The sequence below is a fragment of the Haloarchaeobius salinus genome, assembly GCF_024464185.1.
In the GTDB taxonomy this organism is placed as follows: domain Archaea; phylum Halobacteriota; class Halobacteria; order Halobacteriales; family Natrialbaceae; genus Haloarchaeobius; species Haloarchaeobius salinus.
Window position 1 is genome coordinate 45668 of record NZ_JANHAU010000005.1, and the last position, 23670, is coordinate 69337.

At 67.9% G+C, this 23670-nt stretch carries 21 protein-coding genes; 13 read left to right on the forward strand and 8 right to left on the reverse strand.

What is annotated here, in order from left to right:
- The first annotated feature begins 52 nt into the window (after positions 1-52).
- Positions 53-970, forward strand: a complete 918-nt coding sequence (locus NO345_RS19860; protein ID WP_256300675.1) for a sodium:calcium antiporter — start codon at positions 53-55, stop codon at positions 968-970.
- Between the two features lie 434 nt (positions 971-1404).
- Here the strand turns inward: NO345_RS19860 and NO345_RS15460 are convergent, their stop codons facing one another.
- Positions 1405-2568: a Rossmann-fold NAD(P)-binding domain-containing protein gene (locus NO345_RS15460; RefSeq protein WP_256300677.1), complete on the reverse strand. Its 1164-nt coding sequence runs from the start codon at positions 2566-2568 to the stop codon at positions 1405-1407.
- A 109-nt stretch (positions 2569-2677) separates the two neighbouring features.
- Between NO345_RS15460 and NO345_RS15465 the strand changes: the two genes are divergently transcribed.
- Entirely contained in the window at positions 2678-6679 is a 4002-nt protein-coding gene (locus tag NO345_RS15465) for a PAS domain S-box protein (RefSeq protein WP_256300678.1), read from the forward strand.
- A 260-nt stretch (positions 6680-6939) separates the two neighbouring features.
- Positions 6940-7398: an ArsR/SmtB family transcription factor gene (locus NO345_RS15470; RefSeq protein WP_256300680.1), complete on the forward strand. Its 459-nt coding sequence runs from the start codon at positions 6940-6942 to the stop codon at positions 7396-7398.
- Between the two features lie 259 nt (positions 7399-7657).
- Here the strand turns inward: NO345_RS15470 and NO345_RS15475 are convergent, their stop codons facing one another.
- Positions 7658-8140 carry a dihydrofolate reductase gene (locus NO345_RS15475; protein WP_256300681.1) on the reverse strand — a complete coding sequence of 161 codons (483 nt, stop codon included), beginning with the start codon at positions 8138-8140 and terminating at the stop codon, positions 7658-7660.
- A gap of 119 nt (positions 8141-8259) precedes the next feature.
- Between NO345_RS15475 and NO345_RS15480 the strand changes: the two genes are divergently transcribed.
- The 4 genes from NO345_RS15480 to NO345_RS15495 all read left to right on the forward strand — a co-directional run bounded on the left by NO345_RS15480 (position 8260) and on the right by NO345_RS15495 (position 11350).
- Positions 8260-8676: a hypothetical protein gene (locus tag NO345_RS15480; protein ID WP_256300682.1), complete on the forward strand. Its 417-nt coding sequence runs from the start codon at positions 8260-8262 to the stop codon at positions 8674-8676.
- A 129-nt stretch (positions 8677-8805) separates the two neighbouring features.
- Entirely contained in the window at positions 8806-9723 is a 918-nt protein-coding gene (locus NO345_RS15485) for an ABC transporter ATP-binding protein (RefSeq protein ID WP_256300684.1), read from the forward strand.
- The gene (locus NO345_RS15490) at positions 9720-10526 is read left to right on the forward strand and encodes an ABC transporter permease (protein ID WP_256300686.1); all 807 of its coding nucleotides are present in this window, start codon (positions 9720-9722) and stop codon (positions 10524-10526) included. Before NO345_RS15485 ends, NO345_RS15490 begins: the two co-directional genes overlap by 4 nt.
- Positions 10526-11350, forward strand: a complete 825-nt coding sequence (locus NO345_RS15495; RefSeq protein ID WP_256300688.1) for an ABC transporter permease — start codon at positions 10526-10528, stop codon at positions 11348-11350. The genes NO345_RS15490 and NO345_RS15495 overlap by 1 nt, the downstream gene beginning before the upstream one ends.
- Before the next feature lie 61 nt (positions 11351-11411).
- Here NO345_RS15495 and NO345_RS15500 read toward each other — a convergent pair whose 3' ends face one another.
- Together NO345_RS15500 and NO345_RS15505 are read right to left on the reverse strand one after the other, a co-directional pair.
- Positions 11412-11549, reverse strand: a complete 138-nt coding sequence (locus tag NO345_RS15500; protein WP_256300690.1) for a hypothetical protein — start codon at positions 11547-11549, stop codon at positions 11412-11414.
- A 140-nt stretch (positions 11550-11689) separates the two neighbouring features.
- On the reverse strand, positions 11690-13534 hold the full coding sequence (locus tag NO345_RS15505) for a glycoside hydrolase family 99-like domain-containing protein (protein WP_256300692.1): 1845 nt from the start codon (positions 13532-13534) through the stop codon (positions 11690-11692).
- A gap of 218 nt (positions 13535-13752) precedes the next feature.
- On the opposite strand from NO345_RS15505, the gene NO345_RS15510 reads away from it, so the two are divergent.
- From NO345_RS15510 to NO345_RS15530, 5 genes are all read left to right on the forward strand, one after another.
- A complete protein-coding gene (locus tag NO345_RS15510) occupies positions 13753-14613 on the forward strand; it encodes an ArsR/SmtB family transcription factor (protein WP_256300694.1) in 861 nt (286 codons plus the stop codon).
- A 138-nt stretch (positions 14614-14751) separates the two neighbouring features.
- A complete protein-coding gene (locus NO345_RS15515; RefSeq protein ID WP_256300696.1) occupies positions 14752-15690 on the forward strand; it encodes an ABC transporter ATP-binding protein in 939 nt (312 codons plus the stop codon).
- A complete protein-coding gene (locus tag NO345_RS15520) occupies positions 15687-16523 on the forward strand; it encodes an ABC transporter permease subunit (protein WP_256300698.1) in 837 nt (278 codons plus the stop codon). Before NO345_RS15515 ends, NO345_RS15520 begins: the two co-directional genes overlap by 4 nt.
- Before the next feature lie 106 nt (positions 16524-16629).
- Positions 16630-17955 (forward strand): hypothetical protein, encoded by a 1326-nt coding sequence (locus tag NO345_RS15525; RefSeq protein WP_256300700.1) that lies wholly within the window; start codon positions 16630-16632, stop codon positions 17953-17955.
- 79 nt (positions 17956-18034) lie between these two features.
- The gene (locus NO345_RS15530) at positions 18035-18952 is read left to right on the forward strand and encodes a hypothetical protein (RefSeq protein WP_256300702.1); all 918 of its coding nucleotides are present in this window, start codon (positions 18035-18037) and stop codon (positions 18950-18952) included.
- 14 nt (positions 18953-18966) lie between these two features.
- Here NO345_RS15530 and NO345_RS15535 read toward each other — a convergent pair whose 3' ends face one another.
- A complete protein-coding gene (locus tag NO345_RS15535; protein WP_256300703.1) occupies positions 18967-19992 on the reverse strand; it encodes a lysylphosphatidylglycerol synthase transmembrane domain-containing protein in 1026 nt (341 codons plus the stop codon).
- Between the two features lie 140 nt (positions 19993-20132).
- Here NO345_RS15535 and NO345_RS15540 point away from each other — a divergent pair, with 140 nt between their 5' ends.
- On the forward strand, positions 20133-21044 hold the full coding sequence (locus NO345_RS15540) for a metallophosphoesterase (RefSeq protein WP_256300705.1): 912 nt from the start codon (positions 20133-20135) through the stop codon (positions 21042-21044).
- Positions 21045-21062: 18 nt separating this feature from the next.
- Here the strand turns inward: NO345_RS15540 and NO345_RS15545 are convergent, their stop codons facing one another.
- From NO345_RS15545 to NO345_RS15555, 3 genes are all read right to left on the reverse strand, one after another.
- Positions 21063-21209 (reverse strand): hypothetical protein, encoded by a 147-nt coding sequence (locus NO345_RS15545; protein ID WP_256300707.1) that lies wholly within the window; start codon positions 21207-21209, stop codon positions 21063-21065.
- 120 nt (positions 21210-21329) lie between these two features.
- Positions 21330-21923 (reverse strand): HAD family hydrolase, encoded by a 594-nt coding sequence (locus NO345_RS15550; RefSeq protein ID WP_256300708.1) that lies wholly within the window; start codon positions 21921-21923, stop codon positions 21330-21332.
- Between the two features lie 93 nt (positions 21924-22016).
- Positions 22017-23495: an AMP phosphorylase gene (locus NO345_RS15555; RefSeq protein ID WP_256300710.1), complete on the reverse strand. Its 1479-nt coding sequence runs from the start codon at positions 23493-23495 to the stop codon at positions 22017-22019.
- Positions 23496-23670 lie beyond the last annotated feature (175 nt).

Consider the following 23670-nt stretch of genomic DNA (forward strand, 5'->3'; position numbering starts at 1 on the left):
CGGCGGACGGTGGCGACCCCACCAACGAGTAGACCGGCGTGAGGTCCAGCCCGTGCTCGAACAGTACATCCTCTTCGTCGGCGGGCTCGCACTCCTCGTGGTCGGTGCGGAGCGGGCCGTCTCCTCGGCGGGCGACCTCGCGCTCTACTACGGCGTCTCGAAGCTGTTCGTCGGCGTCAGCGTCATCGCCGTGGGGACGTCCGTACCGGAGATGACGACCTCCGTCTACGCCGCTTCGTACGGTGCAGGGGACCTGCTGGTCGGGAACATCGTCGGGTCGGAGACCGCACAGATCACGCTCGCCATCGGGGTGGTGGCGCTCATCTCCCCCATCGTCGCCCAGCGGCGGAACGTGATGGTGTACGGCGGGGCGATGGTGCTCTCGATGATCATCATGATACTCACCATCGAGGACGGCGAGATTATCCGTTCCGAGGGGTTCCTGATGATGCTCTCGTACGTCTTCTTCATCTACACGATGTACACCAACGAAGGTGGCGAGGAGATCACCGAGGAGGTCGTCGAGCGCGAGCCGCCCCGGCGGACGGTCCCGTGGATCGTCCTCGGGCTCGGGATGGTCGTCCTCGGCGGCCACATCATGGTGACCGCCGGCGTCGAGATCGCACGCGCCGTCGGCATCTCCGAGTACATCGTCGGCCTGCTCACCGGGCTGGGAACGACCGCGCCGGAGATCGTGGTCGCGGGTATCGCGGCCCGCGGGGGTGAGGAGGGCATCTCTGTGGGAGCCATCCTCGGGAGCAACATCACCGACCCCGTCTTCTCCCTCGGCATCGGACCGCTGTTCTACGACGTCGCCCTCGAGGACCCCGGCGGCGTCGTCTCCTCGGCGCAGTACATGCTCGTCGTCTCGTTGCTGGTGCTCGGCCTGTTCTACTGGCAGCGGGGCATCGACCGCCGGGCGGCGGTGCTCTGTCTGTTGCTGTATCCACCGAGCTTCTACATCGCCTAGCAGACGGGAGATGGAGTCCGGTCTCGACCGTTCAGGGGCTCCAGAATCGTCGGGAACGGGCGGTTCGTCCTCGGTCGTGCTCGAGTGTGTCTCCGTGGTCGGCCCGTCCTCGCGGCGGTTGTACCGGGAGACCCCACCGACGACGGCAGCACGAGGATGGCGAGCGGGACGACGAGAACGAACAGGACGACGAGTATCTCCAGAAGTCCGAATGTCCGTAGTGGTCTCCTCACCCACGTGCCCCCGTCCACAGTCCGAACTCCCCTAGCAGGGAGCCGCGGCCATCGCCATAGCAGCCGCCAGTTCGAGCGGCGGCCGGCCCGACGCGGCGGACATCGCACGGGAGGCTGGGCGCTCGTCGTCGACCGCCAGCGAAGACCTCCAACGCGCCGAATCCGTGGTGCTCGCGGCGCTGTTCGACGGCCGAGATGAGACTACCCACGAGGGCTCGGGAGGAACTCGCCCCCGAGGTCGAGCGCACGGAGCGTCGCGTCCACACACAGCGAGACCTCTCCATCCGGTACGAACGATTCGAACCAGGACTGGACATCGTCACGTGTCGCCTCCCTGATGCCGAGCGTCCGGGCACGCCTGTCCCTCGCGTAGTGTTCTATCGCGGCTGTACAGTCCTCGGCCGTCCGAAGCGAGGACGCGAGCACCATGGCGTCCTCGACGGCGAGCGTCGTGTCGAGCCCGCCCGCCCAGCCGAGCGGTGTGGCCGCTGTTCCGCAGAACACCACGGACCCGGCGAACCACGTGGATTCGACGGTCGGGTCGGGGAGCAGCCGGTAGGTGCTCCGGTCGGGGATGCGTCCGCCGAGGACGGTCGCGATCGAGTCGTCGGTAGCATCGAGGACCGCGTCCGCGCGGCCACGCGGGTCGGAGTCGGAGCCGGGACGCCGTGGAAACCTGACGCTGACTGCGAGTTCGTCCGACACCGATGCCGCGGACAGGAGTGCGCGACGGTCCCATCGCTCCCAGAGACACTCGTCCCACGACGACGGCCGCTCGGTACGAACGGTCCACTCGTGCATTCCCGTCTCGAACTCGTGAACCGTGTCCGTGAGGGTTCCGAGGAACGAGTTCGGTCCGTCGGCCGCGACGACGAGATCGAACGTCGTGCGCGACCCGTCGTCGAACGATACAGCCACGCCATCCGGCGTCTCCCGAACGGATGTGACGTCTGCCTGTCGCTGCGGACTGTCACACGACCGGCGGAAGCGACGACGGAGTTCTCGACGTTCGACCAGGACCGGTGGGGATGCGTCGTCCACCGGGGAGAGTGTCGCCGACTCGACGCCGCTGGCGACGCTGAGACGGTCGACCGGTGAGCCGACGCCATCGAGGTCGACCGCGGGAACGACCGTGGCGAGTGCGTCGAACGTCGAACGGGAGAGGCGGACGACGTCGGCGGAGATGGCCGCTTCGTGTCGCCCGGTCACGAGCGTCGGTCGGTGACCGGTCCGTTCGAGGAGTGCGGTCACCACGAACGCGGTCACGGTTCCACCGACGACGAGGATCCGAGCGTCGCTGGGGGGGTCGTCAGCAGGCTCGAAGGGGGTGACGCCAACGAGCGGCGGAGGGAGGCGGCTCGACATCGATGGGAGACAGTCTTTCGTCTCGGGGGATAAGTCGGTGAGCGCGGTTTCTGAACCTGAAACGGGACCGTCCGGGAGTACTTTGCCGCTGGATACTGAATCTCGGCCCATGTCAGGGTTGGACGACCGAGGGGGAGTGCTTCTCGTTGGGGACGAGGGGGGACCCGTCGCGACACTCCTCGGCGGTTCGAACACCGGAGGGGGATGGGGTGGGTCGGTCGAGTTGTCCCGGCTCTCCCCGTCGTTCGACGGCGACCTCGACCAGTACGGGGTCGCGGTGATCGATGGAACGGACGCCGTCGGAACGGCCGGGGCCAGTATCGTGGAGGCTGTCTCGGCACTGCAGTCGGCAGACGGTGAACTACCCGTGGTCCCCATTCTCCCCGAGGACGAGGAGACGCCGGCCGACGAGTTGCTCTCGACGGGTGCGACCGTGGTCCTACCCTGGGTCACGGCCCGTGAGCAGCCGGCGACGACCGTCGAGCTGCTTGCTGACGTTGCGCGTCGGGCGGCTTCAGACGGGGTACTGGAGCGGACGGGTGGGAACACCGAACAGCGAGCGCGCAGGGTGGAACAAACGCACCTCGACGCTGCATTCGAGGCGAATCCGGACCCCGTGGTCGTCGCCGAGACGGAGACGGGGGATATCGTTCACGCGACGGGGGGCTTCGCCGACCTCGTCGGGTTCGACACCGCGGAGATACGCGAACGTGGTTTCGAGGGCCTCGCCGCCTCGTCGGCCGGCGATGGGCGGACACCGCTTTCGGCGCTCGAGGCCGTCACCGCCGGCGAAGGTCCGGTCAGGGTCGAGTGGGAGGTCGCAACCGCGAGCGGCCACCGGCGATGGCTGGAGGCGGCGGTGGACGAGACCGAGGTTGCCGGGGAGCGATTCCTCGTCTCGGCCATGCGCGACGCGACGCGCCGCCGTGCCGAACGACCCGACCTCGACCACATCATGGCCGCCTCCAAGACGGCGACGACGTTCCACGACCCGGAGACCGCCGCCATCATCGAGACCAGCAGCGGTTTCGCGGAGGCGCTCGGCTACGAGGACCGCGATGCGGTGCTGTCGGCCGGGCTCGATGCCGTCGAACCGGTAGGGGAGTCGGACACACTCACGGCGTTCCGCGAGACAGTGCGCCAGGTGGGCCAGAGTGCGACGATGGAGACCGAGGAGTGGGCGACGACCGATCGTGACGGCGACACCGTCCGGTTCCAGCTGTTCCTCTCGCCCGGCGTCGCCGAGGGAGAGCCGATCGTCATCTGCCAGTGGACTGATGTGACCGAACGCCGGGAGCTGGAGCGGACGTATCGGGAGGTGTTCGAGAACGTGAGCGACGGCCTCGTCGTCCACGAGCCCGGGACGGGCGAGATAGTCGAGGTCAACGGCCGGTTCTGCGAGATGATGGGGTACGACCGCGACGAACTCATCGGTGAGAGCGTCGGTATCATCACAGCCGGCGACGAGGGCTACTCGTTCGAGCGGGCACGGAGCCTCATCGGTCGCGCAGAGGAGCGAGGCCCCCAGCTGTTCGAGTGGCAGAACGAGCACGCGGACGGCCACACGTTCCCGGTCGAGGTCCACCTGTCATTGGTCGAGATTCACGGGAGTGAGCGCGTCCTCGCGAGCGTCCGCGACATCACGGAGCGGAAGCGCCGAGAGCGGGAGTTCGAGCAGATATTCAACAACGTGAACGACGCCATCGCGGTGCACGACCCCGAGACCGGTGAGTTCATCGACGTGAACGACTCCTACGTCGACCAGTTCGGGTACGACCCCGAGACGATCCGGGAGCTCGGTGTAGCGGGCCTGAGCCTCACGGAGGACGGGTTCACGACGGAACAGAACCAGGGCATCATCCAACGCGTGGCGGCGACCGGAGAGCCGGAGACGGTCGAGTGGCGGGTCGAACACGCCAACGGCGACGAACGCATCTACGAGGCAAAGGCGACCGCGGCGACCATCGACGGGGAGCACCGCGTCGTGGTCATCAACCGTGACATCACGGAGCGGAGAGAACGCGAGAGGGAACTGCGGCGGACACAGCGTCAGTTCCGGCAGATCTCGGAAGCAGTCGACGAAGTCATCCATCTCGCGTCCGCGGACCTGTCGGAGACCCATTACCTCAGCCCGTCGTACGAAGATATCTGGGGCCGCCCTGTCGAGGAGATGTACGAGGATTCGTTCTCCTTCGAGGAGACGGTCCACCCCGACGACCGAGCGGGCTTCCTCGCGTTCCTCGACGAGGTGACGACCGAGTTGACCGACCCCGATATCGACGAGGCCGACCAGTACAGCTACGACTACCGGGTCCAGCGCGACGACGGCGAGGTCCGCTGGGTCTCCGGACGGCTCTACCCCATCCACGACGCCGAGGGCCGGGCGATCCGGCTCGTCTCCGTGAACCGCGACGTGACCGAGACGAGACAGCGCCAGCAGACGCTCGAATCGTTCCAGGACGCGACGGCCGAACTGACGACGGCCGATTCGACCGACGAGGCTTGCCGGACTGCTGTCGAGGCCGCGAGCGACGTGTTCGGCCTGCAAGCGGTGTCGGTCCACACGTACGACGGGGACGACGGGCGACTGGTTCCAACCGCCGCGACCGATGCACTGGGACCGGCCGAGGCCCTCCCAACCTGGGACGCCAGCGATACCGTGCCGTGGGAAGCCTTCGTCGATGAACGGGTGGTCCGAACCGACGTGGACGACGATCCCGCGTTCTCGTTCGGCCCCGAGCGCCCCCTCCTGATGATGCCGCTCTCCGGCCACGGTGTGATGACGGTCTGGGCCGAGGACGAGACGCCGGTCGAGACCGCTCACCTCATCGCAGCGACACTGGAGGGAGCCCTCAACCACGTCGTCGGGGAGCGCCGGCTGGAGTCCCAGCGGGCGGAGCTCCAGGCGCAGACGGAACGCGCGGACCAGCTCGCACGGATCGCCGAACTGAACAGGCGCGTCGAGGCCGCGATAACCGACCAGTCGACCCGGGTGGGCGTCGCGAGAGCAGTCTGTGAGCGACTCGTGGAAATCGAGTCGTTCGCTCACGCGTGGGTCGCCGAGGACGGGGCCGGTGGTGGAACGCTCGAACCGATGGCCACGGCAGGTATCTCCCGAGAGACGGTCCAGCAGTGGCTCCACGCGGACGGGGAGCGGGAGGTAGACGTCCACCCAGCTGTGGCGGCCTGGAACAACGACGAGGTGACGGTCGAGGACGACCTGGTCAGTGCGGCCGGGACTGGGTGGCGGCGCGACCTGCTCCGCCGCGGCGTCCAGACCGTCTGTGCCCTGCCGCTCTCGTACGAGGGTATCGTCCACGGTGTACTCGTGGTCAACGCGACGGTCCCCGGGGCGTTCGAGGGGCGGGTCCACGAGACACTCGACCAGCTCGGTAGCTCCATCGGGTACTCGGTGACCGCGATCGACCGCCGGCGCGCGCTCGAGTCCGACGAGACGTTCGAACTGGAGTTCCGGGACGACGGTGCCTCGCTCCCCTTCGCGCGACTCGCGGAGGAGACTGGCTGCCAGGTCCGGCACGAGCGCACCGTCCGCAGACAGGACGGCTCCATCCGTGTCGTGTACCGAATCGTCGGTGAGGTGCCGTCGGACGTGGCTTCCACGGCTGCGGAGACCTTACCAGGTGAGACGGAGGTCCTGACACGGGAGGCCGACCACGCCGTGATCGAACGGAGCGGAGCGACGTGGTTCGGGTCCATCGTCTCGGAGTACGGGGGCGTGCTCAGACGTGGACACGCGACGCCCAGCAGGACGACGGTCGTCGTCGAGCTCCCGACCGAGGCGAACACGCGCCGGTTCGTCCGACGGCTGGAGGAGACGATCCCCGGAATCGACCTCCACGCGCAACGACAGCAGGGGGCTAGCGATCCAGCCCCCGGTGCGCTGACCGAGCGCATAGACCAGCGCCTGTCACCTCGACAGCGGGAGGCACTCGAGACGGCGTTCCGGATGGGCTACTTCGACTGGCCACGGGAGCACAGTGGCGAGGACATCGCGGAGGAGATGGACATCACGCAGCCGACGTTGAACAAGCACCTCAGGGTCGGTGAACGCAAACTGCTGGAGACCATCCTCGACGAGCCAGCCGGGTAGCTGACGACCTGCTCCCCGGACGGCGGCGGCACTGGCCCGTGTCACACCGTGTCGTATCTATACGTATAGCCCTGGGAACCCCTCACAGACTTCTCACGTAGCGCCCACGCTTCAGTGGGCGGAGGACGTCGGTACTGTTGCGATGAGCCAGTACAGGAAAGCGATCGTGACTGACGGCCACTCCCTCCAGCCATTCCACCACGAGATACCCACGCCGTCCGTCACGTCCGACGTCCATACCCCGCCGGAGGTGTCGGTCGATGGTCGGTAAACAGCTACGTCGAAGCCCGGAACGCCGGGAAGACGAATCGACCCCTCGTGGCAGTGCGACCGCACGTGCAGGTGCGGCCTGTGACCAGACCGAACGTCGCTTCACGGCCGAAGACGACGACGCGTCCGACATCCTGGAGCTGCTCGACGACGACTACGCCCGACGAATCCTCGAGGTGCTGGAGGACGGTCCCCTCCCGGCTCGAGCCCTCGTCGACCGGTGCGAAGCGTCGAAACCCACCGTCTACCGCCGGTTGAACCGACTCGAGGAACAGGGCTTCGTCTCGGTCGATATCGACATCGACCGGGACGGCCATCATCGAAAGGTGTTCGAATCTACCCTGGTCAGTGCCACCTTCGAACTCGATGGTGGCACCGCGGCCGTCCAGGTCACGGTCGAGGCTGCCAGCGCCGGCCCCGGCTCCAAGCTGATCCCTCCATCCGACTGATTCCCCTGCTTCGGCTCTCCGAATTCAGCAGCTGTGACTTCCGAAGTAGGCGACTCCGTTGTACTTGCCGCAAGTTCCGCCACCGAACCTGCTGACGGGGACTCGTCTGAAGGAGGCGTAACCAGTGACGTACGGTGTGGCGGCTATCCGAATCGATGAACGACGACAGACGCCATACCGTTTCGTCACGCCGGCCAGGAGCGCGTCTTCGGTGACCACCACCGGGACGGCGGAGAACGAGTGGTCTGGACCGACGACGTCAGCGGTGGTTCGACCGTGGCTCCCACTCCTCCAGCACGTAGCCGTCGAACTGCGTCTCGGAGACCAGCACCCAGTCGTCGCGGTCGAACTCGGGGAAGTGTGCATCGCCCTCGTACTCGCCCTCGATACGACTCAGGAGCATCCGGTCGTAGTGTGGCAGCAGCGCCTCGTATATCGAACCCCCACCGAGGACGTACAGCACCGGTGCCCCTCGCTCCCGGGCGATCTCGAGCGCCGCGTCGACGCTCCCTGCGTGTGTCACGTCGGGATTCTCGTACTCCCGGTCGCTCCGGCTCAGGACGAGCTGCGTCGCGCCGGGTGGGTCGTCGAACATCTCGAACGTGCGACGGCCGATGAGTACCAGGTCGTCCGCGACGCGCTCTCTGTACCGGCGGACCTCCTCGGGGAGACTCCAGGGGAGCGTCGGCCCGTCTCCGATGACACCGTTCTCGCTGACAGCCGCGACCGCGATGACGTCCATAGCTGGGATTACATCTCCACCGAGTAAGCCCCATCGTTCACGGACGGTCGTTCCAGCCAGTTCTCACGTCGGGAGAGACAGGAGTCGGTTATAAGCACGTGGCTGACCTATCAGTAACCATGAACGGTACACTACGAAAGTTCGGGGCTGGTATCGGTATCCCGCTCGGCGCGGGTATCGGCAGCACGGTCGCCGTGGTGACGGGACAGTCCGCGGACCTCGCGCTCCTCGCCGGCTACGGCATCTCGGGTGGGCTGCTCACCGGCGCGTTCGTCGGTCGGTTCGCCGACACCTACAGCGGGGAGAGCGACTGGGCGAGCCGTGTCTTCGGCGTCGCGGTGCTCGTCGGCCTGCTCGTCGGCACCGCGCTGGGCCTGCTCGTCGCCTGGTCACTCGACGCCGCGTTCGCGAACGGGGCAGCGGTCGGTGCGGTGGCGGGGGTCTCGCTCGGCGTGCTGCTGGGCGGTATCCTCCTGACGTCCGCGCGGACCAGTGAGAAGCCGACACAGGGGAACGTCGGCGGCTCCGAGCAGTGATCCGGGGGTCCGTCACCACCGCCGCCGCCGAGGTCGGGACCGACGCATTGACACGGTAGCATCCCACAAACTTTCAGAGTCGGAAACCGGAGGGTGTCGATTATAAGTCTGCCGTCAGATGGTCGATGCATGAATGCCATCGACGCGACGAACGTATCGAAACACTACGGCTCGACCACGGCCCTCGACCGGGTCGACCTCACCGTCGAGGAGGGCGAGACGTTCGGCTTCCTCGGCCCGAACGGCGCCGGGAAGTCGACGTTCATCAACATCCTGCTCGACTTCGCGAAGCCGAGCGACGGGCACGTCGAGATCTTCGGCACCGACTGCCAGCGCAACGGCGTCGAGGCACGCGACCGGATCGGCGTGCTGCCGGAGGGCTACTCGGTCATCGAGCGCCTGACCGGCCGCCAGCACATCGAGTACGCCATCCGGTCGAAGGACGCCCACGACACGAACCCGCTCGACATCCTCGACCGGGTGGGCATCCGCGACGCCGCCGACCGGAAGGCAAGCGGGTACTCGAAGGGGATGGCACAGCGGCTCGTCCTCGGGATGGCCCTCGTCGGCGAGCCCGACCTCCTGCTGCTCGACGAGCCGAGCACCGGGCTCGACCCAAACGGCGCGGCCGAGATGCGCCAGATACTCCGCGAGGAGAACGAACGCGGCGCGACCATCTTCTTCTCCTCGCACATCCTCGAGCAGGTCGAGGCGGTCTGTGACCGCGTCGGCATCCTCCAGCGGGGCGAACTCGTCGCCGTCGACACCATCGAGGGACTGCGCGACTCGATGGGCGGTGGGACGAAGCTGGTGCTCACGCTCGACGAGCTGCGCGACAGCACGCTCGCCGAGATCGAGACCATCGACGGGGTCGAGACCGTCGTCTCACAGGGTGACTCCACCATCGAGGTCACGTGTACGAACGACGCGAAGATGGACATCGTCGTCGCCCTCCACGAGGCCGGCATCGAGGTGATGAACTTCAAGACCGAGGAGGCCTCGCTCGAGGACATGTTCATCGAGTACACGGGTTCCAGAGGCCGATGAGCTGGCAGATCATCGCGCGGCAGGACTGGTCGGACACCGCCGACCAGCGGTCGACGAAGACCCTGCTGGCGCTCGTCTCCTTCGTCGTCCTGCTCTCGGGCTACGTCTATCCGGTGTTGACCGAGGGACCCCACACCACGGCGACGTTCTCCAGCTACGCCGTCGGCTGGCTCACGACGCTGGTCCCGCTCGTCGGCGTGCTGCTCGGCTACGGTGCGGTGGTCGGTGAACGCGAGACCGGCTCGCTGTTGCTGTCGCTCTCGCTCCCGATCAGCCGCGAGGACATCGTCCTCGGGAAGTACGTCTCGCGGACCGGGCTGCTGGCCGCGACCATCGTCGGCTCGATGGCCGGCGCGGGCGCGCTCGTCGTGTACCCGTTCGGGACGCTCGACCTGCTCCCGTTCATCGGGTTCGTCGTGCTGACCGTCCTCTTCGGTGCCATCTGGACGGGGATCGGCATCGCCGTCTCGCTCCTGGTCTCCACGAAGCGCCGGGCCCTCGTCCTCGGCGTGACGGTGTTCTTCGTGCTCGTCATCGTGTGGGACACCGTCGTGGGCGCGCTCGCGCTCGCCCTCGAGGCACTCGGAATCACGGACGGTGACCTCCCGGACCCCCTCCAGTTCGTCGTCGGGCTGGAGCCCGGCCGCCTCTTCCGCCGCCTCACCGAGGGGTTCGTCGATCCGAGCACGACGGTCGACGGTGCGTGGTACCTCAGTGAGTGGATCGCACTCGTCCTGTTCGCCGTCTGGCTCGTCATGCCGCTCGGGCTCGCCCATCTCCGCTTCTCGGGGGTGGATCTCTGATGAGCTGGCGCGACATCGCCCACAAGGACATCAACGACGCGGGCCGCTCGAAGAGCATCTGGCTCCTCGTCGGCATCCTGCTTGTGCTCTCGCTGGGGTACGCCTACGTGCACCAGTACCTCGGCGACGAGACGTTCGAAGCCTTCGTCAACGGGCTCGCAGGCGTGATGGCACTCGTCGTCCCGCTGCTCGCCATCATGCTCGGCTACAAGTCCATCGTCCACGAGCGGACCAGCGGGAGCCTGCTGCTCACCCTGTCGCTCCCGCACGACCGTCGCGACCTGGCCGTCGGCACGTTCGTCGGCCGGGCGGTCGTCCTGCTCGTCCCCACACTCGTCGCGCTCGTCCTCGCAGGCGGATTCGGCGTGGTCCTCTACGGGACCGAGGGCCTCGCGATGTACCCCTGGTTCCTGCTCGCCACCGTGCTGTTCGGCCTCTCGTTCGTCGGTATCGCGGTCGGACTGTCGATGTCGACCACCCGGGACCGCTGGATCACCTTCGGCGCACTCGGCGGCTACCTGCTCCTCGTGAACTTCTGGGGGCTCCTGCACACGATGACGCTGCTCATCCTGCACCGGTTCGACGGCACGGTACTGCTGCCACAGAACCTGCCGGAGTGGGCGTACCTCTACCGACTGCTCGAACCCGGCCAGTCGTACTACCGGCTGCTGGAGGTCGGGTTCGACGGGCAACTGGCCAGTCTCTACCTCCGGGAGGGCGCACCGTTCTACGTCGACTGGTGGATGGGCGTCCTGCTGCTGGTGCTCTGGGCCGTCGTCCCGATGCTATTCGGCTATCGACGGTTCGTCAGGCAGGACATCTAGCGCCTTCATCTCCCCAGCCGACACCGAATCGAGGCGCGCGCTCTCCAAGTTCGAACGACGTTCAGTCCTCGGACGGGATGCCGCCGTCGCCAGCGTCGACCAGGACAGACGCGGTCTGGTCCGGAACGTCCCCCCTGAGACGGATGAGGACCGACTCCGCGTCAGAGTCTGGGTCCGCGTGCTGAAAGCTCGCTTCCATTCGGTTCGTCCTCAGTTGGTGGCCCCAGAAGCAACATTCTACCCGGACCAGGGGCGAAGATTGGTGGTCCGAATCCCGAATCGGCAAACGCCTCACGGCGACGGGACGACCAGACTCTGAGAGCGGCGGCAGTTGCGCAGTCAGGAGTCGTCTGGAGCCGTGAGCGAGAGTTCGTAGTCGCTCGTCCCGGGTCTGTTCAGAACGACGTGGTCGGTCCGTTCGCCGTCGAGGGAGACATCGACCTCGACCTCGACGAACGGAACCGGCTGCCCGGTGAGCACTGCCGTGTCGGCAGCCTCGAGTGGGGCCTCGACGAACATCGTCGTCCGGGCGTCCGCGCCGCCGAACCAGCGCCAAGAGGAGTCGTCGTCCGACGAGGCTCCGTACACACCATCCAGGTAGATCGGTTCCGACGCGTCGCCACCGATATCGTACGAGACGACCGTCTCGCCGTCGGACTGGAACGATAGTTCCGTCGCCTGGAACGCGAGTTCCCGGCTGTCGTCGCTGTCGGACCGGTGAGCTGCCGGAGCCGCCGTCCGGTTGAACGCGAGCGAGAACGTCGCGCCATCCGGGTCGAACCCCGCGGACTGGCCCGTTGCGAGTCGGTCGCGTGTGAGTTCCAGATACCGGGTGCCGAACTCCTCGTCGGGTTCGACCTGGGTGTTCTCGTACCACTCGTTGAACGAGGTGACGAGCACTGCGGGGGCCGTCGCGAGGTGGGGGTCGACCTGCTCGAGCACGCGCTCGTACCGTTCCGGGGTCGAGGAGAGTATCGGGTTGTCCTCGCGAATCGATGCGGGGAGTCCGGTGTCGTTGAACCCCGGCATGACGACGGGAACGTGGTCCGCGTCGAGTGCCTCCGCGCCGAGCTCCAGCACCTCGTTGCCGCGCTCGTAGCGGTCGTGGAAGATCGATTCGATGTCGGACCGGGCGAAGTACGGGTTGTACGCGGTGAAGCCGTCGGCGACCTCCCCGACCGGCGCGGTTCCGGGTGCGCCCCCGAACGCCACGTCCGCCAGGATGTAGGGTCGGACACCGATGGCCTCCTCGACCGCCTCGAACGCTTCCACGAGGTCACCCCGGAGGTTATCCGCGAGGTAGACGAACACGACCGGCCGCTCGTCGAGGTGGAGGTAGTTCTCCCTGCCGAAGTAGTGCTCCGCGAGGTAGCGGAAGTCGTCGACGAGGATACCCCGACCGATGGCGTCGTCGAGGTCGTAGTCCCGACCCTCGAGGCGGCCCTTGGTCTCGTAGAGGATCGAGAACTCCAGGTCGTCGAACCGCTCGCGCGGGAGGAGGGTGCGCTGGATGACGTCGTCCGTGCCCGTGTCAGGGCCCCACCAGCTCAGCGAGAGCCAGCGGATGCCATGTTCCAGACACCACTTGAGGTGCTGGTCGACCACGGCCGGGTCGCTCCCCGCGTACTCACCGAGCACCGGCTCGGAGACGATCCGGTCCGTCCAGTTCGCGTGTCCACGTGTCTCGTACCACGGGTAGTAGTGTGCACCCACGAGCCGGTCCGTATCGACGGGGTCGACGTGAATCGGTACGTGTTCGGTACGGATGCTGGTCGTGGCCTCGGCACCCGACTCGTCCGTTGCCGTGACCGTGACCTCGTACCGCTGGCCACCGTCGACCGCGACGGTCGTGTCGAGTTCGAGCCGATTCGCTGCCTCGGCGTCGACCCTCCGGCGCTGGTCTGCCACCGCTATCGTCACGGCCTGAAGCGCAGTGGTGGCCTCGACTGTCCCGGTTACCGAAAGCTGTGTGGCGTCCCCACCCAGTTCACTGGCGGTCTGCAGCGTGAACGCCACCTCGCCTCCCGACTCAGTCGTGGCCCGCGTGCTGGTCGGTGTGGTCGGGCTCCCGGTGGCGGCGCTCTCGACCGCCGGGTCCTCGCTTCCCCCCTGACAGCCTGCGAGCGCCGAGATCCCGAGCACCCCGGCTGACTGGAGTAGATCCCGGCGGCGTCTGTCGGGCATGTACGGGTCCTGTATCTGGGCTGTCAAAAATCCATGGGCCGCCCACAGGGACCCGATATCCTCGCCCGGTGAGGTGACCGTCCACGTGCGGTCGGTCCGCGTGGACGACTCGACGATGCGGGTCGTGTCGGTGCCAGCCGACACCGGGACGTGGCGGTGACCGGTCGTTCCCAGCAGCGAAACCCTTAGGCGGTCGCTTCGACTCAGACAGCACGTACATGGGCTCCGAGACCGATGCGGACCCGGGTGATGCCTTCGCCGCGCTCGGCAACGAGTTGCGGGTCGCCATCCTCCGGACACTGGCGGAAGCCGCTGAGGCCGACCGGGGCGGGTTGACCTTCACAGAGCTGTATGACGGGCTGGCCATCGACAGTACCTCCCAGCTGTCGTACCACCTGGGTCAACTGGAGGGACGCTTCGTCCGGAAGTCGAACGACACCTACGTCCTCACTCAGGCCGGGGAACGGGTCATCAGGGCGGTCCGGTCGGGGACCTACGAGCGCGAGCCCTCGTTCGAACCCACGACGGTCGAGGGTGCCTGTCCACGCTGTGACTGCACGACGTTGTCGGTGTCGTACCGTGAGCGACTGCTGACCGTGGCGTGTGCGGACTGCGACACGACCGTCGTGACCTACGACCTGCCGCCACCCGCGACGGGCGACCGGACCAGCGAGGAGGTCCTCGCGGCCTGCGACCGGCGAGCGCGGAATGAGTACGCGGTCGCAGTAGCGGGCACCTGCCCGAAGTGCGGCGGGGCGATGGAGCGCTCGGTTGAGCCGGCTGACGCCCCCGCGACCTACAGTTGTCGTGCCGACTGCTCCCAGTGTGGACTGTGCCTGTTCGCACCGGTGGAGGCCAGTCTGCTGTACCACGCGGGGGTCATCGCCTTCCTCTGGGAGCACGACGTCGACGTGACGAGCCTTCCCTTCTGGCGGTTGCTGCCGCTCATCGAGGAGTGGGAGGTCGAGCGGGTCGGTGCCGAACCATTGCCGCTGCGGGTCACCGTCGTCGAGGGGGACGACAGCCTGGTCGCGACCATCGACGAGGACCTCGGCGTGCGGTTGCTCAAAGATCTTTGAGTAGTATACCCGATAATATATAAAATCCTCGACAATATTTATCCCCGGACCGGCACTACCGGTCACCGTGACCCGACACCGACGAAGCGTACGCATTCGAATCAGAGGACGACGTACCGACTGGGAGGCGGGCCGAGCGTGACGGCCATCGAGACCGACCACCTGACGAAACGCTATGGCGACGACGTCTACGCCGTCAACGACCTCTCGTTGACCGTCGCCGAGGGGGAGGTCTTCGGCTTCCTCGGCCCGAACGGCTCCGGGAAATCGACGACTATCGACATGTTGATGGACTACGTCAGACCGACCGCTGGCTCCGCGTCCGTCCTCGGATACGACGCACAGACGGAGGCGGACGAGATCCACCGACGAGTCGGGATCCTTCCGGACGGCTACAGCCTCTACGACCGGCTCAGCGGCCGGGCACATATCGAGTACGCGATCCGTCTGAAGGGCACCGACGACGACCCCGATGCCGTCCTCCGACGGGTCGGCCTGGACCCCGACGCGGCCACCCGGACCGCCGGGACGTACTCGAAGGGGATGAGCCAACGGCTCGCACTGGGTATCGCACTCGTCGGGGACCCGGAACTGCTCATCCTCGACGAGCCCTCCAGCGGCCTCGACCCGGACGGGATACGCGACATCCGCGATCTGACCCGTGCACACGCGGAGGACGGTGGGACCGTCTTCTTCTCCTCACACATCCTGAGCCAGGTGGAGGCGGTCTGTGACAGGGTCGGCATCCTGAACCGCGGCCGACTGGTCGCGGTCGACACCATCGACGGCCTGCGGGACTCGCTGGGCACGGGAGCGACCATCTCCGTCACGGTCGACAGGATGCCAGCCGACCACGGCCTCGACGAACTCGCCGGTGTCTCCAGTGTCCTCGCGGAGGGCGACGAGGTCGCGGTGACCTGCACGGAACCGACGGCGAAGCTCGCGGTCCTGGACCGGCTCAGGGAGACGGGCGCGAGCATCCGCGACTTCGACACCCGGAAGTCGTCGCTCGAGGACCTGTTCTCCGCCTACACGCACCCCGACGAGACACGCCCACGGGTGGAGGCAGGGCGATGAACTGGCGTATCATCGCCCGGAAGGAGTTCGAGGACGCCGTCCGGTCGCGCCTGCTCTGGGGGGTCGTCGCGTTCGTGACGGTCATCGTCAGCGCGACGTTCCTCATCCCGCTGCTCGTCCCCGCACTCGATACGGGGGTCCTCTCGGCACTGGGTGGGGCGAGCGAGTTCGCGTCGATGCTGGTTCCGGTCGTCGCCCTCGTGGCGGCCTACCTCGCCATCGCCGGCGAACGGGAGTCGGGGAGCCTCCGCATCCTGCTGGGGCTCGAACCGGACCGCCGCACCGTCGTGCTCGGCAAGTTCGCCGGACGGAGCGCCGTGGTCATCGTCGGCCTCGTCGTTGGCTTCGTCCTCGCGGGTGTCGTCGCCATGGCCGTCTACGGGTCCGTTCCGGTCGTCGGCTTCCTGTCGGTCGTCGGGCTGACCGTCGCACTCGGCGTCAGTTTCGTGGGCATCGCGGTCGGCGTCTCCGCGGCCGTCGCGACACGCTCCCGTGCGATGACCGTCGGTATCGGCCTGTACCTCGGGCTCGCTCTCCTCTGGGACCTCGTCCCGCAAGGAGCCTACATGGCGACGAACGGGTCGCCGCCGGGTGGCGCGGTACCGGCCTGGTTCGTGTTCCTGCAGGGCCTCAGCCCGTCCGGCGCGTACAGCTCCCTCGTGATGACGGCCATCCACGCGACGGACCCTGCCTACCCCGCGGCCACGGCGGCCGTGCAGGGGCCGGTGCCGTTCTACGTCGAACCGTGGGTGTTCGCGGCCGTCCTGACCGCGTGGACGGTCGGACCGCTGTGTATCGGGACGTTGCTGTTCGAGCGAGCCGACCTCAACTGACGGTCCAGCCGCGACGACACAGTCGGCCGCGTGAGGGAGTCACCTGCCCCCGGGAACGGTCGTCCCGGAAACTAAGTGAGCGGGAGCAGTAGGGTTCGGACACGAGATGGTCCCCGACCTCCCCTCCCCCGACAGACGACAGTTTCTCGGTGGCCTCGCGGGTCTCGGTGCCATCGGGACGGGTCTGACCGTGGCCGTCGGCGCGTCGGAGCCCACGGCGTTGCCCGACCCGCTCACCGATGCAGCCACCAGACACTACCCGACCCCACCGGAGGTGACGGCACACTGGCGGCCGACCGTGACCGAGGACCACGCTTCCTTCGCGGTCGAACTCCTCGCACGGACCGTCGAACGAGCAGCGCCGCTGTGGGAACAGCTCGAGACGGACAGACCGTTCACCGGTGCCGGCGGCTGGCTCGAGGATGCCCGACGGGACCTCCGGTCGGGCAGGACCCACGACGCGCTCTGGAAGGCCACCTACGGACTCCAGTTCGCGGGTGAGTACCTCGGCGAGGCCCGCTGGGAGCTGGACCGTGTCGAGCTCGACGAACTGGCCGCCCGGGGTCGGTCGGTGCGCGACCGGGTCGAGACCGTCGTCGACGGCCTCGAGCCGTACCCGGTCTCGGACCCGGCGACCGACCTGTCGTGGTACCTCGAGATCGAACAGGAGGCGCTGCGGGCCGGCCAGCGAACCGACCGGTGGGCGACGGACGACGACGGCGAGACGGAGGGCGGTCCCGACAGTGTCGACGCGGACGACGTGGGCGAGGCGACGGCAGCCCTCCTCCTGGCCGAGGTCAACGTCGAGAGCGCAGAGCGGTTCCAGCGGCACCTCACGGACCGTCTCGGCGAGGATACGCGGCCGTTCGCAGAGCGGTTGGAGTCAACCACAGAAGGGTTCCGGCTGGCGCTCTCGGAGGTGCCAACCAGCGACGAGGCGCTGGCCCGGTTCGGACTGGCGGAGCGGGACCGAAGTGGACCCTACGCCTTCGCCCACTACCGGCTTGCGGACTGGTGCTACCCGACGGCGGCCCCGATGCCGTGGACGACCACGGTCGACCGGCAACTGCGTGTCGTGACGGCCGTCGGTTTCTCGCAGGCTGTGGCTCGCGCCCGCGCCCATCGCTTCGCAGTGGGCGAACTCGTCGTCGGCGAGGACGACACCGGGTTCGACTCCGGGCACGTCCTCGCCGAGAAGCGCCGCGCCCGGTCGGTGTATCGGTCGGTCGTCGGGTCGGACCCACCGCCGCTGCTGACGCGGCAGGCCGGGCGTGCCATCGAGGACCTCCAGGTGGCCGAGGTCGACGGTGGCGGCGGGTCGGAGTGGGAGATGTGGCGCGAACGACTCCAGGCGTACCTCTACGCACTGGTCGGGCGTGCGAAGCTGCGGGAGTACCCGGCCGTGCACCAGCGACTCGTGGACGACGGGTGACCGGCACGGCTCCGTCTCGGGCCGACACGTCCGGTCCGGTATCGAAGTTACTATGCGCCGCTTTCACCTCGGAGGGAACATGGGCGAGATCCGTTCGGTCGTCGACGAGAGCATCAAGAACCTGCGCGGTGCGGGGTTCGGTGCCGTCCGGGAGGTCGTCTCCCGGTCCTACCTGCGGTACGCCCGCAGTCTCGACGCCGACGACATGTTCGCCGAGGACTGGGACATGCTGGTCGTCCTCGACGCCTGCCGCGCGGACCTCTGGGACGAGGTGGCCGGCGACTACGACCTTCCGACCGGCGAGTCGCGCATCTCTCCGGGCGGCACGTCGACGGAGTGGCTCGACTCGACGTTCGGCTCCCGCGACGCCGACGAGCTGGGCGACGTGGGCTACGTCACGGCGAACCCGTACAGCTCGTCACACGTCGACCACGACGCGTTCGCCTTCGTCGAGGAGGTCTGGCGCGACGGCTGGGACGACGACGTGGGCACCACGCCGCCGCGGCCGGTGACCGCCGCCGCGGTGCGGGCCGCCCGGACCCACGACGTCGACAGACTGGTCGTCCACTACATGCAACCCCACTTCCCGTCGCTGGCGGACGAGCGCGACGACGGCATCGCGCTCGACGACTTCGGGGAGGAGTCGCTCTCGGTCTGGGAGGACCTCCGGTTCGGCAAGCGGACCGTCGAGGAGGTCTGGGAGGCCTACCGCACGAACCTCGAGATCGTCCTCGAGGACGTCGGGCTCCTGCTCGCGAACGTCGACGCGGACCGGACCGTCATCACGGCGGACCACGGCAACGCAGTCGGCGAGAAGGGGCTCTACGGTCACGCCGCCGGGATCGCGCTGCCGGAGCTCCGGACCGTTCCGTGGGCGGTGACGACGGCGAACGACGGCGGCGAGTACGACCCAGTGGCGGCGGGTGAGCTCGTGGACGGCGACGGGGCGGTCGACGCCGACGTCGCGAGCCGTCTCGAACAGCTCGGCTACCGCTGAGTGCCCGGCCGCAGTCAGACCCCTTTCGTCCGGAGCTTCAGAATGCCGATAGCGGCCGCGCCGACCGAGGTCGTGAAGAAGAACCCCCCGACGCGGGAGATGGCGACCGCGGCCGTGATGGTCGGGGCGACGACCGTCGTCGTGGCCACGAGGAGGGTGATCTGCAGGGTCTCGACGCCGCCGAGCCCGCCGGGCGTGGGGAGAGCGCCGGCGAACGCGCCCAGGGTGACCACGAACAGCGGGATGTACGGCGGGATGACGATGCCCAGCGCCCAGAACGCGAACCAGAGGCCGGCCGCCTGAAGCGCCCACCCCGAGGCCGACAGCACGACCGCGATGACGAGCCGTCGGCGGTCCGTCGCGATGCGCTCGATGCCCACGAAGAACTCCTCGACCATCCGCTCGATCGCCGCCCGGCCCGGCAGCGAGACCTTCGGGAGCACCCGGTCGACGAACCGCAGCGGCGGGACGAGGACGCCGACCAGTCGCCGCTCCAGCGCCTCGCGCTTGCGCCACACGAGCCCGCCGAGCACCGGCAGGGCCACCGCCAGCAGGAGCAGTCCGGCGGCCAGATACTGGATTTGCTGGACGAGGACCGCCTGGACCGCGTAGTAGCCGAGACCGACCAGCGCGAACAGCAGCGACGGGACGACGTTGATGGTGTCGAAACTCGTCATCGCCGCCAGCGCTCGCTCGAACTCCGCGTCGCTCGTCTCGGTGACCAGCCACGCCGCGATGGGCTCGCCACCGGCCTGCCCGAACGGGGAGATGTGGTTCGCGAAGGCCGCGCCGGCGTGGACGAGCACCGCGTCGACGATCGAGATCTCGACACCGACCGCCGCGAGGATAACTCGCAACGAGACCCCCCAGAGACAGAGCCACGCGAAGATGGCCAGCGGGACCAGCACGACGCGGGCGGGGTTGGCCCTGCGGAGCGCGTCGAGTATCTCGCCGGTCCCGACGAGGTACGCGAGCGCCAGCAACACGGCGGCCGCGATGGCGAACCCGACCAGCGTCGCGGCGGCGTTGCGAACGTTCACACCGTATCTTGGCTCGAAAGGTGGCTTCAACCCTCCGGAACTTGTCCGTCGCTGGTCGGCACGCCCCTGGTCGGGGGGATGCCGACGCGTGCTGTCCCAACAACGCCACGATTAACTCATCGTTGACACGATACGCCGCCATGGGCCAGCGATACCTCGTCCTCGGTGACCACCACGGGGACACCGAGTCGCTCCGCCGAGTCCGCGACGATATCGAGGGTGAGACGTTCGACTTCGTCGTACACGTCGGCGACGTCACCGACGCGATGCGGGCGGGCCGGGAGACGGCCGTCCGGCAGCTCCGCGAGGTCGAACCACTGCTCGATGCTATCGCGTCCCACGCCCGCCACGGCCTCATCTGGGTGTGGGGCAACCGCGACCACTTCGGCGACCTCGACGCCGACCTCGACGTCGGGACCGAGGCCCCGTCCGAGGGCTGCGTGACCGTCGGCGGCCAGCGGTTCACGAACGACCTCGACGCGGTGGCGTCCGACGTGGTCCTCGTGACCCACATGGAGACGTGGCGGCTGCTCGACCACTTCGAGGGCAGGGCGCACTTCTGCGGGAACACCCACCTCGGACGGCTGAAAGGTCGTCGGGTCAACTCCGCGTTCCTCCAGTACACCCATCGGGAGACCGGCGAGCAGTCCTTCGGCGGCTACTTCGTGGTCGACGTGACCGACGAACCACCGTTCGACGTGGAGGTGCACGAGGTGGGGACGCTGAACCGGTTCGACTGCCCTGCCCACGGCGAGCGCGGCGTCCAGTACCACGCCGCGTTCGACGGCTGCATGTACTGTGCCGAGTCGGACATCCTCATGCGCGAGATGGCGGCGTCGGCGTTCTACGGGCTCACGGACGGAACGGACCGGGAGGCGGTGCGTGAGGAGGCGCTGGTGTCGTACGCGGTCGAGCTGTGGGAGGACCCGCCACGGGGATTCCGGTCGGCGTTCGCGGACTACATCGAGGGTATCGACGGCGACCGCTACGCGCCACTGGACCGGGCCGACGATGGGCTACTCGCGGTCGCCGAGCGGAGCTACGCCTACTGAGGGCGGCGGCGGCCCGACTCACCGGAACTGCTCACGGGCCTGCCAGAACGCCACAACCGTCGTCAGCACCAGCAGGAGGAGCAACGGGATGGGGTGGAACGACGTGAACGCTCCGGGCGAGAGGAGCAGGTAGACGATTAGCACGACGGCCACGATGCCACTCACGAGTAAGGCGACTCCCCGGATGCGGTCTGTGGGGCCGGGCGACATCCTGACAGCAGTATCGTAGGCGAGCCGGAAAGGCAGTCCCTGCCTACCACACTTCTAGGGGGCGGCTGGCCCGGGTTACCGCCAGCCGAACGCGGCGGGTGCGTCACGGAACCGCTGTCCGTCGTACCGGAGCGACGCCCAGCCCCGCTCTCGTGCACCGTCGACGTCCGCGTCGGAGTCACCGACCATCCCGAACGCATCCGCCGTGACGGCCGACTCCGCGGCCTCGAAGGGTGCGGGCTCGGGCTTGTGTGCGCCGACTTCGTAGGACGTGACGACGGCGTCGAAGTGCCGGTCGAGGTCGTTCGCCGCGAGCTTCTCGCGCTGCCAGCCGGGCATCCCGTTGGTGAGCACACCCAGCTGGTAGCGTTCACCCAGCGCGGCGAGGTCTGCGTGGGTCCCGTCGGGGACTCGGCCGTACTCGGCCTCGAGTTCGAGCAGTTTCGTCGCGAGCGTCTCGTCCTCGTCGCTGACCGTGGCGAACGCTCGACGGACCGGGTCCGGTTCGCAGGCCTGGAACGCCTCGAAGAACGCCTCGTCGTAGCTCGTCAGCCACTCGTCGCGGCACTCGCCGTGGACCGACCGGAAGGTCTCCGCGAGGATCTCACCGTAGCCCCGCTCCTGCTCGAGGAGGGTGCCGTCCAGGTCGAAGTAGATCGCTCGTTTCACAGCGACGGTCCGCACAGATGGACAATAAACAGTCCGGATTCCGGCACGTTGGCGACGGAGCAGTGGGCCGTCCGAGGACGGACGTTCGGTCTGTCAGCGGCGTTCGATGAGCGCCTCGTCGGGGTCGCCGATGCGGACCGCCTCCACCTCCGCGTGGTACTCGACGGCCTCCGTCAGCTTGCCCGCGTTCTCCGCGTAGATGGTGAACAGTTCGTCCTCGGCCGCGACCTGGTCGCCCTCCCGACAGTGGAGTCGGATGCCGGCACCCGGGTCCCGGGGGGCACCCGCCCGTCTGGCGACCTCGCTGATATGACGGTTCTGGATGGTCATCACGAGCCCGTCCCGACCGGCGGTGACAACGTGACGTCGCCCACCGGGCGACAGGTCCTCGCGTTCGACCTCCGGGTCGCCACCCTGTGCGGCGACGATCTCCTGGAACTTCGACCGTGCGGCCCCGGAGTCCAGCAGTTCGGCCGCATCGGCGTCGACGTCACAGAGGTCGAACAGGATGTCGGCGAGTCTGACGCTCTTGAGTCGGAGTTCGAGCGGGCCGTCGCCGTCGAGCACGGCCAGAACGTCGCGCGCCTCCAGAATCGGCCCGATGCCCTGGCCGATGGGTTGGCCGCCACGGGTGATGGTGCACGCGATGTCGATGTCGAGATGCTCCGCGACGAGGCGGAAGTCGTCGGCGAGTTCGCGGGCACCGACCAGACTGGTGACCTTCGCGTGCTCCCCGTACGGGATGTCGATGAGCACCCGGTTCGAGCCGGCGCTCTTCTTCTTCGAGAGCACCGACGCGATGATCTGTCCGGGTGGGTCCACCGAGAGCGGGTTCTCCGCGCGGATGATCTTGTCGTCGACCGGCGACAGGTCGACGCCGCCGCCCCACACCAGGCAGCCGCCGGTCTCCTCGACGATGGCCCGCATCTCGTCCGTGGTGAACTCCACGTCGCAGAACACAGCCATCGTGTCGGCGGTGCCGGCGGGCGAGGTGATCGCCCGCGAGGAGGTCTTCGGGACGGTCACACCAGCGGCCGCGACGATGGGGACCATGATGGGCGTGACCCGGTTGCCCGCCACGCCGCCGATGGAGTGCTTGTCGGCGACGACGTCCTCCGACCAGACGATGCGCTCGCCGACCGCCGTCATCGCCTCTGTGAGATGACGGGTCTCCTCGTGGGAGAGGCCGTTCGCGTGGAGCCCGGAGACGTATGCGCCGAGTTCCACGTCCGTCAGCCGGTTCCGGTTGATGTCGTGGACGATCTGCTCGATGTCGGGGCGCTCCAGCTCGTGGTCCTCGAGCTTCGACCGGATATGGGCGACCGAGCGGGGTTTCGGAGCGAGTGAGACGCTGACCGGCCCGGTGACGTGACCCAGCCGGCTCGTCACCGCCAGCATCCCCTCCTCGACGAGTTCGGTCGTCGTCTCGACCACGCCCGTGTACGTCCGTCCGTTCCGGTCGATTCGGATGCGGTCGAGCGGATGCGCGCCCAGCTCCTCGGCGTCGGCGGTGTGGAGGATGACCGTCGGGGTCGGGGTCGCGATGTCGATCTCACGCGCGGTGAGCTCCATACCCGAGAGAGGCCCGATGCGGTAAAGAAAGGTGGGGGCCACCGTCGCGGGGGTGTGACACCAGGCGGTCCCTCGACGATATCCCGGGGAGTATCGGTGCGTTTTCCCGTTTGGTGCCCACAAAATACGGTCGTACGTTTACAACCGACTCCACGTAACAGACCGATACTACCCG